The following is a 14,272-nucleotide window of genomic DNA, read 5'->3' as shown; positions in this document are numbered from 1 at the left end:
CCGCGCCCTCCGGTAAGGAGAATGCATGTCTCTGTTATCGCTGGCCGACTGCTGGCCTCGCCGTTTTACCCCCTCCTCGCTGGCGCTGCAGTTTTACGAGGACCCCACCCAGGCGGAACAGCCGCTGTTTGCCAAAGCCAGCGCCGGGGAGGCCGTCGCCCAGCTCTGGCAGGCGCCGCAGGGATTTGTGGTGCCCGGGAGCTATCGTCAGTTTGCGGATCTGCCGGCAGTCAGCGCGCATTTTGCCGCGCGCGGCTGGCCGGTATGGCTTCGCCGCTCCGGGGGCGGTCTGGTGCCTCAGGGGCCGGGCATTATCAACCTTAGCCTCGCCTGGCCGGTGCAGCAGTCGCTCGGCGAGGCCGCCGAACCCATCTATCACTCGCTGTGCGCGGTGCTGCAGCGCACCCTCGCGCGCTTCGGCGTTGCCAGCCACGCCCGGGCGGTAAACGGTTCCTTTTGCGATGGCCGGTATAACCTCGCCTGCGGGGAGGGCGAGGCGGCGCGCAAGATTGTCGGTACCGCCCAGTACTGGCGGCCGCTGGCGGCAGGCCGCGGCCATGTGGTGCTGGCCCATGCGGTGATCCTTATTGACGCTGATCTTACCGCGGCGCATCAGGCGGCGAACGCCTTCGAAGCGCAGCTCGGCAGCGAGCGGGTCTATTGCGCCGACAAAACCGTCACCCTCGCGCAGCGGCTTCCCGGCGAGCGCCATCTGCTGCCCCGCTTTAGCGAGGCGCTGGCGCAGGAACTGGACGCGGCTCGCTGAAGGTCGCTTTCAGGTAGCGGCTGAAGGTTTCCACCGCGCGCGACACGCGCGGGGTATAGGGCCGGATGACGTACAGCTTATCGGCAAACACCTCCACCGGCTGCCACGCCGGGAGCAGCTCCTGCACCAGCCCGCGGCCAATGGCCTCCCGGGCGCTGAAATCCGGCAGCAGCGCCACCCCAAGCCCCGCCAGCACGGCATCACGTAGCGACTCGCTGTTATTCGTGGCGAAGGGCCCCTGCACGTTGATGGTCACCCGTTCATCGGGCGTCTGGCGGGAGGCGAACGTCCACTGCGGGCGCTGTGGCCCACGGGGATAGGTCAGGCACTGGTGGTGGCGCAGATCGTCGGGGGTCTCCGGGCGGCCATGGCGGCGAATATAGTCGGCGGACGCGACGATCAGCGTCGCGGTGTGACACAGCGGCCAGGCAACGTGGGTGTCCGGGAGCGCCTCGCGCCGACAGTGGCGGATGGCAAGATCGAACCCTTCGCTGGCCAGAGAGACCAGCCGGTCGGTCACCTCAAGCTGCAAATGCAGCTGGGGATGCTGATGTAAAAACGGCGCGATCGCCGGGACCAGCTGCTGGCGGGAAAAGGCCACCGGCGCGGTCAGGCGCAGCGTTCCCCGCAGCGGCCCGCCCTCATCGCAGGCGCCGGTGAAAATATCCCGCAACTGACCAAACGGCTCGTTGAGCTCCGCCACCAGCCGCAGCCCGTCGTCGCTGAGGCTCACGCTGCGGGTAGTGCGATGGACCAGGGTTTTGCCGGTCACCCGCTCCAGCTCGCTGATTTTCTGGCTGATAGCCGACTTACTGATCCCCAGCTTTTCCGCGGCCCGGGTATAGCTTTTTTGCTCTTCCAGCACCGTCAGCCAGTACAGATGAGCCCAGTAACTCTCCGGACGACTCTCGCTCATGTGATTGTTCACCAGTAAAAACAATGTATTCAACTATAGCGGTTTTTGCCCGCGACGGCATCGGCTAGCATCCTGTTCAGCCCGTCATTATTCCCTAACGATAAGGAACACCTGCATGCCATTACTGACATTTGACCTGATTGAAGGCCGTACGGAACAGGAGATCAGAACCCTGCTGGATGCCGCCCATCGCGCCGTGCTGCGTGCCTTCGAGGTACCGGAACGCGACCGCTACCAGATTGTTCACGAAAACAAAGCCCACCATATGGTGATTGACGATACCGGCCTCGGACTGACCCGCTCGCGGGATCTGGTGGTGGTGCGGGTCTATACCAGCCCGCGCAGCGAGGCGCAGAAGCAACGCTTCTTCGCCCTGTTGCAGGAGGAGCTGGCGGAGCACTGCGGCCTGAGCGGCGATGATGTGATGGTGTCGATTATCAGTAATCAGAAAGGTGACTGGAGCTTTGGCCGCGGGGTCGCGCAGTATCTTACCGGCGATCTGTAACCCGCAGCCCGAAGCGCGCCCTTAGCGGCGGGCAGCCGTCGCGATGCGCTGGCGCGCCTGCTGCTCGATATTCTCCAGCAGTTCCTGGACATCGTCTTCATCAATGTCGAGGAACTGGCCTTCCAGCAGCGCGGCGTGAATATCCTCCCGGGTGACCGAGATGCCCATTGGCACCGCCCGGGGCTTGACCTCCTCCGCCGCCAGCGGATGCGGATAGCGGCGGCCAACCAGGTTATTAAACACGATGGCCAGCAGCGCCAGCATCAGCGAGTTGAGCAGCACCGGCGTCAGTACAAAGTGATAGCCTTCGCTGTGCACCCCGGCGCCGCCGAGGATCGCCGTCAGGGCCACCGCGCCGCCGGGGGGATGCAGACAGCGCAGAAAATACATCCCGGCGATCGCCAGCGCGGCCGCCAGCCCGCAGGCCAGCGCCGGGTCGGGAACCAGCATGCCCACCGTGACGCCGATCAGCGCCGACAGCACATTACCGCCGACAATCGACCACGGCTGCGCCAGCGGGCTGCTCGGCACGCCAAATAACAGCACCGCCGACGCGCCCATGGGGGCAATAAACCACAAATTGACTTCGCCGAGCAGCCAGTGGCTGAACATGCTGGTCACCGCCAGCCCGGTGCCGGCGCCAATGGATCCCAGCACGATATGCCGGCGGGCCACCGGTAGCGCGTGCGGCTTCAGGCGCCCAAGGAAAATCCGCAGCCGTGAAAACAGCCCCGCAGAAATGACACTCAACATCGCTTTATCGCTTAGGTCATAGGAATTACTTATATTTTATTTTCTTTTTTTAACCTTACATTAACAACCATGTATTTCACAGGGGGATAGCGTAGGCAATATCGTCCAGAGGGCACAGGGCTGTGAATTCTCGCGTGGGCTGATAGAATCCCTTTTCTGTCAGGGGGATACCCCTTTTGCGAACTGAAGGTCATAACCCAGTGAATAATAAAATCTCTTTAGCGAAAGAAGTGGCATGGGCCAGTCAGAATATGCCGCGTACCCTGCGTCAGGTCGCCGCCCTGCCCGACCTCAGCGGCGTGCGCCTGGCCTGCTGTATGCACCTCGACATGAAAATGATCCCGCTGGTGCAGGGGATCCTCGACAAGGGCGCTCAGGTCTTTTTAACCACCTGTAACCCCACCACCGTGCAGGACGACGTGGTGGCCTGGCTGGTGGAGCGCGGCGCCGAGGCCTGCGCGTGGCGCAATATGAGCGACGCCGACTGGCAACAGTCATGGGAAAAAGCGATTGCCTGGCAGCCCACTCACCTGTGCGAGATGGGCGCCGATATCACCACCCTGCTCCACCAGCGCGGCGAGTTCGGTAACATCGTGGCGGGTCTGGAAGCCACTGGCTCGGGCGTCAATCGGCTGGGCGATATTCAGCCAGGCTATCCGATCTTTAACTGGGACGATCTGCCGGTCAAAGAGGGGCTGCACAACCGCCATATGGTCGGTCTCACCGCCTGGCACACCTTCTTCCAGACCACTCATCTCACCCTGCATGAGAAAAAAGTGCTGGTGATCGGCTACGGCCTGGTCGGCCAGGGCGTCGCGGCGGCGGCAAAAGCCTTTGGCGGTCAGGTGATGGTGGCGGAGATCGATCCTGCCCGTCGTCTGCAGGCGGCCTACGACGGCTGGCACGTGGTGGATCTGCAGGAGGCTATCGCCTCGGCGGACGTGGTGGCCACGGCGACAGGCGGGAAAAACGTGGTTAATCGCCAGGCGCTGGAGCGCGCGAAAGCGGGAGTCTTTATCCTTAACGTCGGCCACGTGGCGGAAGAGATCGACGGCGAGTACCTGCGCCAGTACCCTCAGGAAGAGGTGATGCCGTATATCAACGCCTACCGCATGGCCGACAAAACCATCTATCTGCTGGCCAATGGTTCGATGCTCAACCTGACCGCGGGCTTCGGCGACAGCCTGAACGCTTTTGACGTCACCCTGGCGGTGATGGCCAGCGGCATCCGCCATATTGTCACCGACGGCATGCGCGCCCCGGCGCAGGTTTACCTCCTGCCCCAGGCGATCTGGCAGCAGGCGCTGTAAACGCAGCGCATCGTCCCCCCATCGTGGAGACGATGCGCTCTACCATCAGGACGACGGCGCGGTATTGGGCAGCACAATGTTGCTCTGCGCCAGCGTTCCCATCTGGTTGTACATCACGCTGGCGGCCTCCAGCAGGTGCATGGCCAGCGCGGCGCCGCTGCCCTCTCCCAGGCGCATGTCCATATCGAGATAGGGCCGCAGACCCAGCGCGTCCAGGGCGATCTGCGCCCCTTTCTCCGCCGACAAGTGCGAAGGGACAAGATAAGGATGCGCCGTCGGGGCCATGCGACACGCCGCCAGGGCAGAGGCATAGGAGAGGAAGCCATCCAGCACCACCGGCAGGCCACAGGAGGCCGCCCCGAGGATCACCCCGGTCATGCCCACCAGATCGTAACCGCCCACCTTCGCCAGGACATCCAGCCCCTCTTCCGGGTTCGGCTGGTTAAGGGCTATCGCCTGGCGCACCACCGCCACCTTATGGCCCCGCTGCGCCAGCGGCAGATTGGCCCCACAGCCCACCACGGCGTCAGGATCGCTGCCCGTCAGGACACTGATCACGGCTGCGGCCGGGGTGGTATTGGCCATTCCCAGTTCGCCGACGCCAAAAACTTTCACCCCGTCGGCGGCGAGCTGGCGGGTGAGATGCATGCTGGCCAGCAGCACCGTCTCCGCCTGCTGGCGACTCATCGCCGCCGTCCGGGCGATATTCCCGCTACCGCGGGCCACCTTGAGGTTAATCAGGCCCGGCAGCGGGTCGGCATCGATGCCGACATCCACCACCTGCACCCTGGCCCCGGCCTGCGCCGCCAGCACGCAGACGCCGGTGTTGCCCCGCACCATATTGCCGGCATGAATGGCCGTCACCACCTGCGGCGAAGGCGTCACGCCTTCATGCCAGACGCCATGGTCGGCGCACATGACCACTATCGCCTTCTCCGCCAGCGCCAGCTGCCCCTGCAGCCCCGGCAGACCAGCCAGTTGCACGGCCAGGGTCTCCAGACGGCCAAGGCTACCGGGCGGCTTTAACAGGCCATCAATATGCTGCTGAGCGCGCGCCATGCCCGCCACATCGGGCTGCGGAATGGCAGCCAGTAACGCAGAAAGTGTTTCCATTCTGTTCCTCACCGTTGGCGCCAGGCCTTACAGCAGCGCCAGTAAAAAGAGTAATTCACCCAGCTCAATCGCCGCCCCGAGAGTATCCCCGGTCTGCCCGCCGAGGGTTCGCTTCAGCGCCCATCCCAGACCCCAGATCAGCACCAGGGTGATCAGCGCGGCGCGCAGGCCCTGCAGCCCCAGCAGGACGGTGGCCAGCGCTACCCCCATCGCCATCGTCACCAGCGTCTGCTGCAGGCTAACTTTGCCAATAAACAGATTGCCCAGCCCCTTTTCCCGCGCGTAGCGATGACGATACATCAGCAGCACCGCCATTCCGCGACCGACGGCGCAGGCCGCCGCCAGCGCGGCGATGGGGTGGGTATCGCGCAGCAGCAGCTCGCCGACCACCAGCACTTTCGCCACCAGCACGAAGATCAGCGCCAGCCCGCCGTGGGTGCCCAGCCGGCTGTCGCGCATGATCTCCAGCATCCGATCGCGGGTGCGGGCGGAGAAGATGCCGTCGCAGGTATCAGCCAGCCCGTCAAGGTGAAATCCGCCGGTGAGCAGCGCCAGCGCCAGCACGCCGAACAGCGCCGCCAGCGGGACGCCGCACCACGGCTGCAGGAGGAGCGCCACTGCGCCGGCGATGGCGCCGAGCAGTAAACCGACCAGCGGAAAGGTGACGATACTGCGCTGGTACTGTTCGATCTCCAGGCCCTGAGATAACCGCGCCGGGACCGGCAGGCGGCTGATAAACGAGAGTGCAGCAAAGAATGACTTAATCACGTGAGGTTGACTCCTGTCGGCGAAAGCAGCGGAAGAGTTCGGTCGCGCCCGGTCAGCACCTGAGTTTGTCTTCTGGCGAATCGATCGTCGGAGAGGTGAGAGGTGTTGAGATATCGCTCTGACGCCGCTGCGTCAGATGCCCGGCCAGGATGAGAGAAACCTTTCCGATATCAATACGTTTTCGCGGGGCAGTATAGCAAAGAGTCGGTGAGGAGAGTCAGTTGCCGGGACAAAGTTTTGCAGAAAAAGAGACGAATGGGGAGGTAGAGCAGAACAGCCCGGCGACGTCGATCGCCGCCGGACCGGCAGGGATTAGCCTTCAACTTTGGCTTCGCCCATCACTTTCAGTTTTTTGGAGATGTCGCGGCGCTCTTTGGACAGCTCGGCATTTTTGATGATGTAATCATCAACGCGATCTTCGTAATCGCTCTTCATGCTGGCGATGATGCCCTGGATAGCTTCCACGCTCATGCCCGGTTTGATGTAGTCGCTGAGGTTGTCCAGCAGCAGAACACGCTTCTGGTTATCACGGATCTTTTTCTCAACGTCCTGAATTTCACGCTGCAGTTTGTTCTTACGACGGTACAGACGAACAAACTCCAGTACGTCCTGGAAAGAAGGCTTAGTTGTTTCCATTTTTACACCCCTAATAATTGAGATTCGGATTCGTAAAGCGACTGCGTTATAGGGCTAACATAACTGCTAGCAGTCGCTGATGACAATGTTTTTTCCTTTGCGTTTATCATAACCCTAAACGCTGCTGAATCGAAACAACCCATGCAGTTACCCGGTGCATCTGGTGCTTATTTGCGCAACGCGCGGCAGATCAGATGCGACAGCAGCTCCAGCTGGCGCGCCAGTTCAATCGAGAGCCAAACATAGCCATGAATTGGGGTTTCCGCCAGGCTGTCGTCCCCCTGCTCTTTCATCAGCTGGCGCAGTTCGAGGACAATTTCATTCAGCTTTTCATTGTTGGCGCGCACAGGCTGAGGGTTCCCTTCATACAAGGCGTGGGCGATGGCCAACAGCGTCTGCTGGGTCATCTGCTGCGTCTCCCGCAGGGTGTGCGCATTGAGCATCACAAAATGACCCGGACGGGTGGCCCACCAGGCGTTGATCTGCAGCTCCAGCATGCAGACGAGGTTGCGGCTGACGGTCTGGATAGCCTCGAAGATCGCCTTCTGGATGTGCGTCTCTTTGCTGGCGGGGGTGATCAGCCCGCGCATTTTGACGACGTCGTTCAGCGCCTGTTGGAGATGCTTTTCCAGCCGCGGCCGATCCACCAGATTTGGCGAGAAGCCGGCCTGGTAGAGGCGGTTAAAGTTGGTGACATAGCTGGCCATCTGGATGCGCCAGTGGATGAACGCCCGCTGCGGCCAGATACCGGTAAACAGCATCGCCAGCAGCGAGCCGAAGATCACGTCGCCGCTTCGCCACAGCGCGGTATGCATATCGCCGGGCGGCGCCCCGACCACCACCGACAGGGTAATGCCGATCAGCAGTGCCTGATAGGGTTTCTTGCCCAGCGCCAGCCAGCCGCAGAGGAACATCGCCGCCGCGCACCAGAGGACCATCAGCGGCAGGGAGATGAGCTCAAGCTTCAGCGCCACCAGCCCCAGCGCCGAGCCGAGGATCGTGCCGCCGATGCGCTGAAACGCCCGCGGCACGACGTTGCCCCAGAAGGAGATCGGACCCATCACCACCACCAGGGTGATGAGAGGCCAGGTCCCCTCAGGCACGTTCAGCAGCCGCACCAGCAAAAAAGTGAGCACAAAGGCCAGCGCAATCCGCACGCCATGCACCACCCGATAATGGCGATACAAGCGGATCTCAAATGGCTTGAGTGATTTATCAGCGCGCACAACCCTCTCCGGCAAAACGAAAAGGCCAATTGTAACTGCTTTTTCGCCCGGAGCGTGCCGGGAATGTAAAAATCCTTGTCCGGAACAGGGGTAAACCGCTACGACGCTACGCGCTCAACGGGGACATACATGTCGATATCCCAGTAGCCGTCGTGGTTGCCGTCGTTGAGATAGATCTCAAAACAGGGCCTGGGGGCCACGCGATACGTTGTGCTCTGCAGCAGGCTGTCGAAAAACTGCATCCACGGGGTGGCAAAATCGTAATCCACCACCCGCGCGCGGGCGCAGGCGTAATCCCCGCCGGCAACCGCCGCCAGTATCACCCCTTCGCTGTTGGCGGGAATGACGTAATCCTCGTCAACGGCGACCACGGTGGCGCAGCGCAGTTTTTCCGCCGGCACTTCCTCCGGGTTATCGTAGTAGACGGCAAGCCATTCACGGGCGGGCACCTGATGGTTCTCAACCCACATCATCAGTTGCTCAAACCCCTGCTTGACCGTTTGATCCCAGGGCCCGACCAGATGGAAACCGGCAATGGTTTTCTTGCCGAGGGTGGTGATACTGTAGTTCATCTTGCCTCCTTTGGGGATAAATGACTGTATGAATATACAGTTAATTTAACAGGAGATCCCCCCTCAGTATGTGCGCGAATTCACAGAGTCGCCATCACACTGCTGAAAAAACAGGCGCCCCGCCAGCAGGAGCGACAGACGAAAAAAAACCGCCTGCAAAGAGGCGGTTATCATGGTTACAGCTCGTGGTGCAGGTAATCGCTCATTCGCGAGAACACCCCGCCTTTATTGATGCTTTCGAGGGTGACCAGCGGATAGTGCCCCACCACCTTGTCGCCGTCATACAGCGAAATCTCGCCGACCCGCTGGTTGGCGGCGATCGGCGCCTCCAGATCCTTCTTATCCAGCACATATTTCGCTTTAATCCGCGACACTTCCGCCTTAGGCAGCGCTAACCAGAAATCCTGATCGGTGCCGAGCTTAATCTGCTCTTTATCGCCGTACCAGATGCGTTCGGTGCCGACCTTCTGGCCCTTCTGCAGCACCTGCACGGTGTCGAAGTTCTGCTGCCCCCAGTGCAGTAGTTTAGCGGCCTGCTGCTCGCGGCCTTTCGGACTGTCCGCCCCCATCACCACGGCGATCAGCCGGCGCTGGCCATCCACCGCCGAGGCGATCAGGTTGAACCCGGCGCCCGAAGTGTGGCCCGTTTTCAGGCCATCGACGTTCATGGTTTTATCCCACAGCAGACCGTTACGGTTTTGCTGGGTGATCCCGTTCCACGTCAGGCTTTTCTGGCTGTACATGTGGTAGACGTCAGGTTCGCCATGAATAATCGCCCGCGACAGCACCGCCAGGTCATAGGCCGAACTGTGCTGGCCCGGGGCGTCGAGGCCGTGGACGGTTTCGAAATGGGTGTCCCGCAGGTGCAATTTTTCGACATACTGATTCATCAGGGCGACAAACTGCGGCTGGCCGCCGGCGACATAATCGGCCAGCGCGACGCAGGCGTCGTTACCCGAGTCGACAATCAGCCCACGGCTGAGGTCGCGGACGCTGACCCGATCCCCTGGTTTTAAGAACATCAGGGATGACCCGTCGAACACCGGGTTGCCCTTCGCCCAGGCGTCTTTACCCACGGTGACGATGTCGTCAAAGGTGATACGATGGCTGTCGATGGCGCGATCGACCACGTAGCCGGTCATCAGTTTGGTCAGACTGGCAGGATTGCGCTGCTGATGTTCGTTACCCGCGGTCAGGACCTGACCGGTGGTGTAATCCATCAGCACCCAGGAGCCAGCCTGAATAGCCGGTGGCGCGACCGTAGCAGGGAAGTCGACGGCAAATGCGCAGGAAACGCTCGAAGCGAGCAAAGATACAGCAATAAACAAACGGCCTTTCAACGGCATATCCTCTAGATTTACAGATCCGCCGTCCTTTTTACGGAACTTCGCGTTTCATATCAGGGTTTAATTGCAAGAAAATATGACACAGCAGAGGAAGTTGCTTGCCGTTACCCTTCTGATGACCGGGCAAATCGTTTACCATACCGGTCGCACGCCACCACGGATAATGAACAGACTATGCAAGATAGCGTCAACCAGCCCGGATTTTTATTCCACGATTATGAAACCTTCGGCACCAGCCCTTCCCTCGACCGGCCGGCGCAGTTCGCCGCCATCCGCACCGACGCGGAGCTGAACGTGATCGGCGAGCCCGAGGTGTTTTACTGCAAGCCCGCTGACGATTATCTGCCGCAGCCGCAGGCGGTGATGATCACCGGGATCACGCCGCAGGAAGCGCTGGCCAAAGGGGATAATGAGGCCGCGTTTGCCCGCCGCATCCACGATCTGTTCACGGTGCCGCAAACCTGCATCGTCGGCTATAACAACGTGCGCTTTGATGACGAAGTGACGCGGAATATCTTTTATCGCAACTTCTATGACCCTTATGCCTGGAGCTGGCAGCACGATAACTCGCGCTGGGATCTGCTCGACGTGATGCGCGCCTGCTATGCCCTGCGTCCGGAAGGGATCACCTGGCCGGAGAATGACGAGGGTTTGCCCAGCTTCCGGCTTGAACATCTGACCGTCGCCAACGGTATTGAACACCAGAACGCCCATGACGCGATGGCCGATGTGTACGCCACCATCGCCATGGCGAAGCTGGTGAAAACCCGGCAGCCGCGGCTGTTTGATTATCTCTACAGCCACCGCAATAAGCGCAAGCTGGCGACGCTCATCGACGTGCCGCAGATGAAACCGCTGGTGCATGTCTCCGGCATGTTTGGCGCCGCGCGCGGCAACACCAGCCTGGTGGCGCCCCTGGCCTGGCATCCGGAAAACCGCAATGCGGTGATTATGGTCGATCTGGCGGGCGATATGGCGCCGCTGCTGGAGCTCGACGCCGATGCCCTGCGCGAGCGGCTTTACACCCCGCGCGCCGAGCTTGGCGATCTGCCGGCGGCGCCGATCAAGCTGGTGCATCTCAATAAATGTCCGGTGCTGGCTCAGGCCAATACCCTGCGCCCGCTGGATGCCGACCGGCTGGGGATCTCCATTCAGCGCTGTCTGGAGAATGCCCAGCTGCTGCGGGCGAATCCGCAGGTGCGCGAGAAAGTGGTGGCGGTCTATGCCGAAGCCGAGCCGTTCGTGCCGTCCGAAAACGTCGACGCCCAGCTTTACAATGGGTTCTTTAGCGATGCCGACCGCGCGGCGATGAAAATCGTGCTGGAAACCGAACCGCGCAATCTGCCGGCGCTGGATATTACCTTCGCCGATAAGCGTATCGAACGCCTGCTGTTTAACTATCGGGCGCGCAACTTCCCCGGCACGCTCGATGAACATGAGCAGCAGCGCTGGTTAGAGCACCGTCGTCAGGTGTTTACGCCAGAGTTTTTGCAGGCCTATGCCGATGAGCTGCAGATGCTGTATCAACAGTATGCGGATGATAAAGAGAAGCTGGCGCAGCTGAAGGCGCTGTGGCAATACGCACAGGATATTGTCTGATTGGCTGACATTCCCGGGTTGCGGCTAACGCCTTACCCGGGCTACAAACGATGGCTGGACTCGTAGCCCGGGTAAGACGCCTCGCGTCGCACCCGGGAACGTTGCTTAGCTTTTCGCGCGGCTGGCGATGATTTCATCCGCCACATTACGCGGCGCTTCCGCGTAATGGTGGAACTCCATGCTGTAGGTTGCCCGTCCCTGCGACATCGAGCGCAGCGTGGTGGAATAACCAAACATCTCCGCCAGCGGCACGTCGGCGCGGATGATCTGGCTGCCGAAGCGCTCTTCCATCCCCTGCACCATCCCGCGACGGGAAGAGAGATCGCCCATAATATTCCCGGCGTACTCTTCCGGCGTCTCCACCTCGACGTGCATCACCGGCTCAAGGATCACCGGATCCGCTTTGCGCGCGCCTTCCCGGAAGCCAAAGATCGCCGCCATGCGGAACGCCATCTCCGAGGAGTCCACGTCGTGGTACGACCCGAAGGTCAGGGTCGCTTTCACGTCAACCACCGGATAACCCGCCAGCACGCCGGTGCCCATCGCTTCGCGCAGCCCTTTCTCCACGGAAGGGATGTACTCGCGTGGCACCACGCCGCCTTTGGTGGCGTCCTCGAAGACGAAACCGCTGCCCGGCTCCAGCGGCTCCAGGGTCAGCACGACGTGCCCGTACTGCCCTTTTCCGCCGGACTGGCGCACAAATTTGCCTTCCACGTCCGTCACTTTCTTGCGCAGGGTTTCGCGGTAGGTGACCTGCGGACGACCAATGTTGGCCTCGACGCCAAACTCGCGCTTCATCCGGTCGACAATGATCTCCAGATGCAGCTCGCCCATGCCGGAGATAATCGTCTGGCCAGACTCTTCATCGGTATGTAGACGGAACGACGGATCTTCCGCCGCCAGCCGCTGCAGCGCGATGCCCATTTTCTCCTGATCCGCTTTGGTCTTCGGCTCGATGGCCAGCGAAATCACCGGCTCCGGAAACTCCATCCGTTCGAGGGTAATGATCGCATCCGGATCGCACAGCGTATCACCGGTGGTCACATCCTTCAGACCGACGCAGGCCGCGATATCCCCGGCGTGCAGTTCGTCAACTTCATGGCGGTCGTTGGCCTGCATCAGCACGATACGCCCGATGCGCTCTTTCTTGCCCTTCACCGGGTTCCACACCGCATCGCCTTTCTTCAGCGTCCCGGAGTAGACGCGGATAAAGGTCAGCTGGCCGACGTAGGGGTCGGTCATCAGTTTAAACGCCAGCGCCGACAGCGGCTCATCGTCGCTCGGATGGCGTTCCGCCGGCTGGCCTTTCTCATCAACGCCTTGTATCGCCGGAATATCCAGCGGCGACGGCATCAGCTCCACCACCGCATCGAGCATGCGCTGCACGCCTTTGTTTTTAAAGGCGCTCCCGCAGAGCACCGCCTGGATTTCCCCCTTCACCGTGCGCTGGCGCAGACCGGCAACGATCTCCGCCTCGTCCAGCTCACCGGTTTCCAGGTATTTATCCATCAGCTCATCGCTGGCTTCCGCCGCCGCCGAGACCATTTTCTCCCGCCACTGCTGTGCCGTCGCCAGCAGATCGTCAGGGACAGGCCCATAGCTGAAGGTCATGCCCTGGGTGGCGTCATCCCACAGGATGGCGCGCATTTTCACCAGATCGACAACGCCGGTGAAATGCTCTTCGGCGCCAATGGGGATCACAATCGGCACCGGGTTGGCCTTCAGGCGGTCGATCATCATCTGCACCACGCGGAAGAAGTCCGCGCCGGGGCGGTCCATCTTGTTGACGAAGGCCAGCCGCGGAACGTGGTATTTATTTGCCTGGCGCCAGACGGTTTCCGACTGGGGCTGCACCCCACCGACGGAGTCATACACCATCACCGCGCCGTCGAGCACGCGCATGGAACGTTCCACCTCAATGGTGAAATCCACGTGCCCCGGGGTGTCGATGATATTGATCCGGTGCGGCTCGAAGCTGCGGTCCATACCCGGCCAGAAGCAGCTTACCGCCGCCGAGGTAATGGTGATCCCGCGCTCCTGCTCCTGGGCCATCCAGTCGGTGGTTGCCGCGCCATCGTGTACTTCACCCAGCTTATGGCTCATCCCGGTGTAAAACAGGATGCGCTCGGTGGTGGTGGTTTTACCGGCATCGATATGCGCGGAGATACCGATGTTGCGATAACGTTCGAGGGGGATGGGTCGGGGCATGATGCGTCCTTAGTCGTTTTGACTGTCAGTCTGCGGTCAGAATGATCCGCAGTTCATTTAACTGCCGCCTATCATAGTACAACTGTACGAGTATATTCGAACTATTTTTGCTATTATTACGATTGGTCAGGTTGCGGCGGCGCGCGTGGCATCAGAACCGGAGTTTGGGTATAGTAGCCGCCAGCCGCCGATATGGGCTGCGGCTGCCATGCGCCGCGCCACCGCCGACACAGGATTATTATGATCGCCAATCACCCCGAACGAGAACAAATTCGCCTGGAAAATGTCCTTTCCGCGCTCGGTAACCCACTGCGACTGGAGATCATCCGCACGCTGGCCGACGGCAGCGAGCTGAGCTGCAACGCTCTGCGCCAGGAAGAGGTGGCCAAGTCCACCATGACCCACCACTGGCGCGTCCTGCGCGACAGCGGTGTGATCTGGCAACGGCCTCAGGGACGGGAGAACATGATTTCGCTGCGCCGGGAAGATCTGGACGCCCGTTTTCCCGGCCTGCTGGATACGCTGCTGAACGTGATGCAGCAGCCGTGAATCGC

Annotated in this window: 14 protein-coding genes; 5 read left to right on the top strand and 9 right to left on the bottom strand. The window is 61.2% G+C overall.

The features are described from left to right. Window positions 1–25 precede the first annotated feature (25 nt). Window positions 26–766 (top strand): lipoate--protein ligase family protein, encoded by a 741-nt coding sequence (locus tag N438_RS19610; protein WP_116696427.1) that lies wholly within the window; start codon window positions 26–28, stop codon window positions 764–766. On the opposite strand, the gene N438_RS19605 is transcribed toward N438_RS19610, so the two are convergent. Then, complete coding sequence (locus tag N438_RS19605) at window positions 726–1,682, bottom strand: LysR family transcriptional regulator (protein WP_087653753.1); 957 nt, start codon at window positions 1,680–1,682, stop codon at window positions 726–728. The genes N438_RS19610 and N438_RS19605 overlap by 41 nt on opposite strands. Window positions 1,683–1,797: 115 nt before the next feature. Here N438_RS19605 and N438_RS19600 point away from each other — a divergent pair, with 115 nt between their 5' ends. Then, window positions 1,798–2,187, top strand: a complete 390-nt coding sequence (locus N438_RS19600; RefSeq protein WP_032730768.1) for a tautomerase family protein — start codon at window positions 1,798–1,800, stop codon at window positions 2,185–2,187. 21 nt (window positions 2,188–2,208) lie between these two features. Here the strand turns inward: N438_RS19600 and N438_RS19595 are convergent, their stop codons facing one another. After that, complete coding sequence (locus N438_RS19595; RefSeq protein WP_038421492.1) at window positions 2,209–2,940, bottom strand: HPP family protein; 732 nt, start codon at window positions 2,938–2,940, stop codon at window positions 2,209–2,211. A gap of 200 nt (window positions 2,941–3,140) precedes the next feature. Between N438_RS19595 and N438_RS19590 the strand changes: the two genes are divergently transcribed. Further along, window positions 3,141–4,250 (top strand): adenosylhomocysteinase, encoded by a 1,110-nt coding sequence (locus N438_RS19590; RefSeq protein ID WP_023340482.1) that lies wholly within the window; start codon window positions 3,141–3,143, stop codon window positions 4,248–4,250. A gap of 45 nt (window positions 4,251–4,295) precedes the next feature. Here the strand turns inward: N438_RS19590 and cobT are convergent, their stop codons facing one another. The 6 genes from cobT to dacD all read right to left on the bottom strand — a co-directional run bounded on the left by cobT (window position 4,296) and on the right by dacD (window position 9,905). After that, on the bottom strand, window positions 4,296–5,363 hold the full coding sequence (gene cobT, locus N438_RS19585; protein WP_008804143.1) for a nicotinate-nucleotide--dimethylbenzimidazole phosphoribosyltransferase: 1,068 nt from the start codon (window positions 5,361–5,363) through the stop codon (window positions 4,296–4,298). 27 nt (window positions 5,364–5,390) lie between these two features. Continuing rightward, window positions 5,391–6,131: an adenosylcobinamide-GDP ribazoletransferase gene (cobS, locus tag N438_RS19580; RefSeq protein ID WP_008804142.1), complete on the bottom strand. Its 741-nt coding sequence runs from the start codon at window positions 6,129–6,131 to the stop codon at window positions 5,391–5,393. 312 nt (window positions 6,132–6,443) lie between these two features. After that, the gene (locus N438_RS19575) at window positions 6,444–6,767 is read right to left on the bottom strand and encodes a DUF496 family protein (protein ID WP_002911883.1); all 324 of its coding nucleotides are present in this window, start codon (window positions 6,765–6,767) and stop codon (window positions 6,444–6,446) included. A gap of 167 nt (window positions 6,768–6,934) precedes the next feature. Next, window positions 6,935–7,993 carry an FUSC family protein gene (locus N438_RS19570; RefSeq protein WP_004203544.1) on the bottom strand — a complete coding sequence of 353 codons (1,059 nt, stop codon included), beginning with the start codon at window positions 7,991–7,993 and terminating at the stop codon, window positions 6,935–6,937. A gap of 98 nt (window positions 7,994–8,091) precedes the next feature. Continuing rightward, window positions 8,092–8,565, bottom strand: coding sequence for a DNA gyrase inhibitor SbmC (sbmC, locus tag N438_RS19565; RefSeq protein WP_012967620.1), 474 nt, complete (start codon window positions 8,563–8,565; stop codon window positions 8,092–8,094). Window positions 8,566–8,741: 176 nt separating this feature from the next. Beyond that, window positions 8,742–9,905, bottom strand: a complete 1,164-nt coding sequence (gene dacD, locus N438_RS19560; protein WP_016161444.1) for a serine-type D-Ala-D-Ala carboxypeptidase DacD — start codon at window positions 9,903–9,905, stop codon at window positions 8,742–8,744. 180 nt (window positions 9,906–10,085) lie between these two features. Between dacD and sbcB the strand changes: the two genes are divergently transcribed. After that, on the top strand, window positions 10,086–11,510 hold the full coding sequence (gene sbcB, locus N438_RS19555) for an exodeoxyribonuclease I (protein ID WP_023297932.1): 1,425 nt from the start codon (window positions 10,086–10,088) through the stop codon (window positions 11,508–11,510). Window positions 11,511–11,615: 105 nt separating this feature from the next. On the opposite strand, the gene fusA is transcribed toward sbcB, so the two are convergent. Continuing rightward, window positions 11,616–13,718 carry an elongation factor G gene (gene fusA / locus N438_RS19550; protein ID WP_008804137.1) on the bottom strand — a complete coding sequence of 701 codons (2,103 nt, stop codon included), beginning with the start codon at window positions 13,716–13,718 and terminating at the stop codon, window positions 11,616–11,618. Between the two features lie 240 nt (window positions 13,719–13,958). Here fusA and N438_RS19545 point away from each other — a divergent pair, with 240 nt between their 5' ends. Further along, window positions 13,959–14,267: a helix-turn-helix domain-containing protein gene (locus N438_RS19545; protein WP_008804136.1), complete on the top strand. Its 309-nt coding sequence runs from the start codon at window positions 13,959–13,961 to the stop codon at window positions 14,265–14,267. Window positions 14,268–14,272 lie beyond the last annotated feature (5 nt).

It is taken from the genome of Klebsiella sp. GL120222-02, from assembly GCF_003097195.1.
GTDB lineage: Bacteria > Pseudomonadota > Gammaproteobacteria > Enterobacterales > Enterobacteriaceae > Klebsiella > Klebsiella variicola.
Note: the sequence above shows the minus strand (reverse complement) of the source record. Positions and strands in the feature narration are given on the sequence as shown.

Coding starts and splice junctions, on each gene's coding strand:
- cobT (WP_008804143.1), bottom strand. CDS start 5,363: ATGGAAACACTTTCTGCGTTACTGGCTGCCATTCCGCAGCCCGATGTG.
- N438_RS19575 (WP_002911883.1), bottom strand. CDS start 6,767: ATGGAAACAACTAAGCCTTCTTTCCAGGACGTACTGGAGTTTGTTCGT.
- N438_RS19605 (WP_087653753.1), bottom strand. CDS start 1,682: ATGAGCGAGAGTCGTCCGGAGAGTTACTGGGCTCATCTGTACTGGCTG.
- fusA (WP_008804137.1), bottom strand. CDS start 13,718: ATGCCCCGACCCATCCCCCTCGAACGTTATCGCAACATCGGTATCTCC.
- sbcB (WP_023297932.1), top strand. CDS start 10,086: ATGCAAGATAGCGTCAACCAGCCCGGATTTTTATTCCACGATTATGAA.
- N438_RS19595 (WP_038421492.1), bottom strand. CDS start 2,940: ATGTTGAGTGTCATTTCTGCGGGGCTGTTTTCACGGCTGCGGATTTTC.
- sbmC (WP_012967620.1), bottom strand. CDS start 8,565: ATGAACTACAGTATCACCACCCTCGGCAAGAAAACCATTGCCGGTTTC.
- N438_RS19610 (WP_116696427.1), top strand. CDS start 26: ATGTCTCTGTTATCGCTGGCCGACTGCTGGCCTCGCCGTTTTACCCCC.
- N438_RS19600 (WP_032730768.1), top strand. CDS start 1,798: ATGCCATTACTGACATTTGACCTGATTGAAGGCCGTACGGAACAGGAG.
- N438_RS19545 (WP_008804136.1), top strand. CDS start 13,959: ATGATCGCCAATCACCCCGAACGAGAACAAATTCGCCTGGAAAATGTC.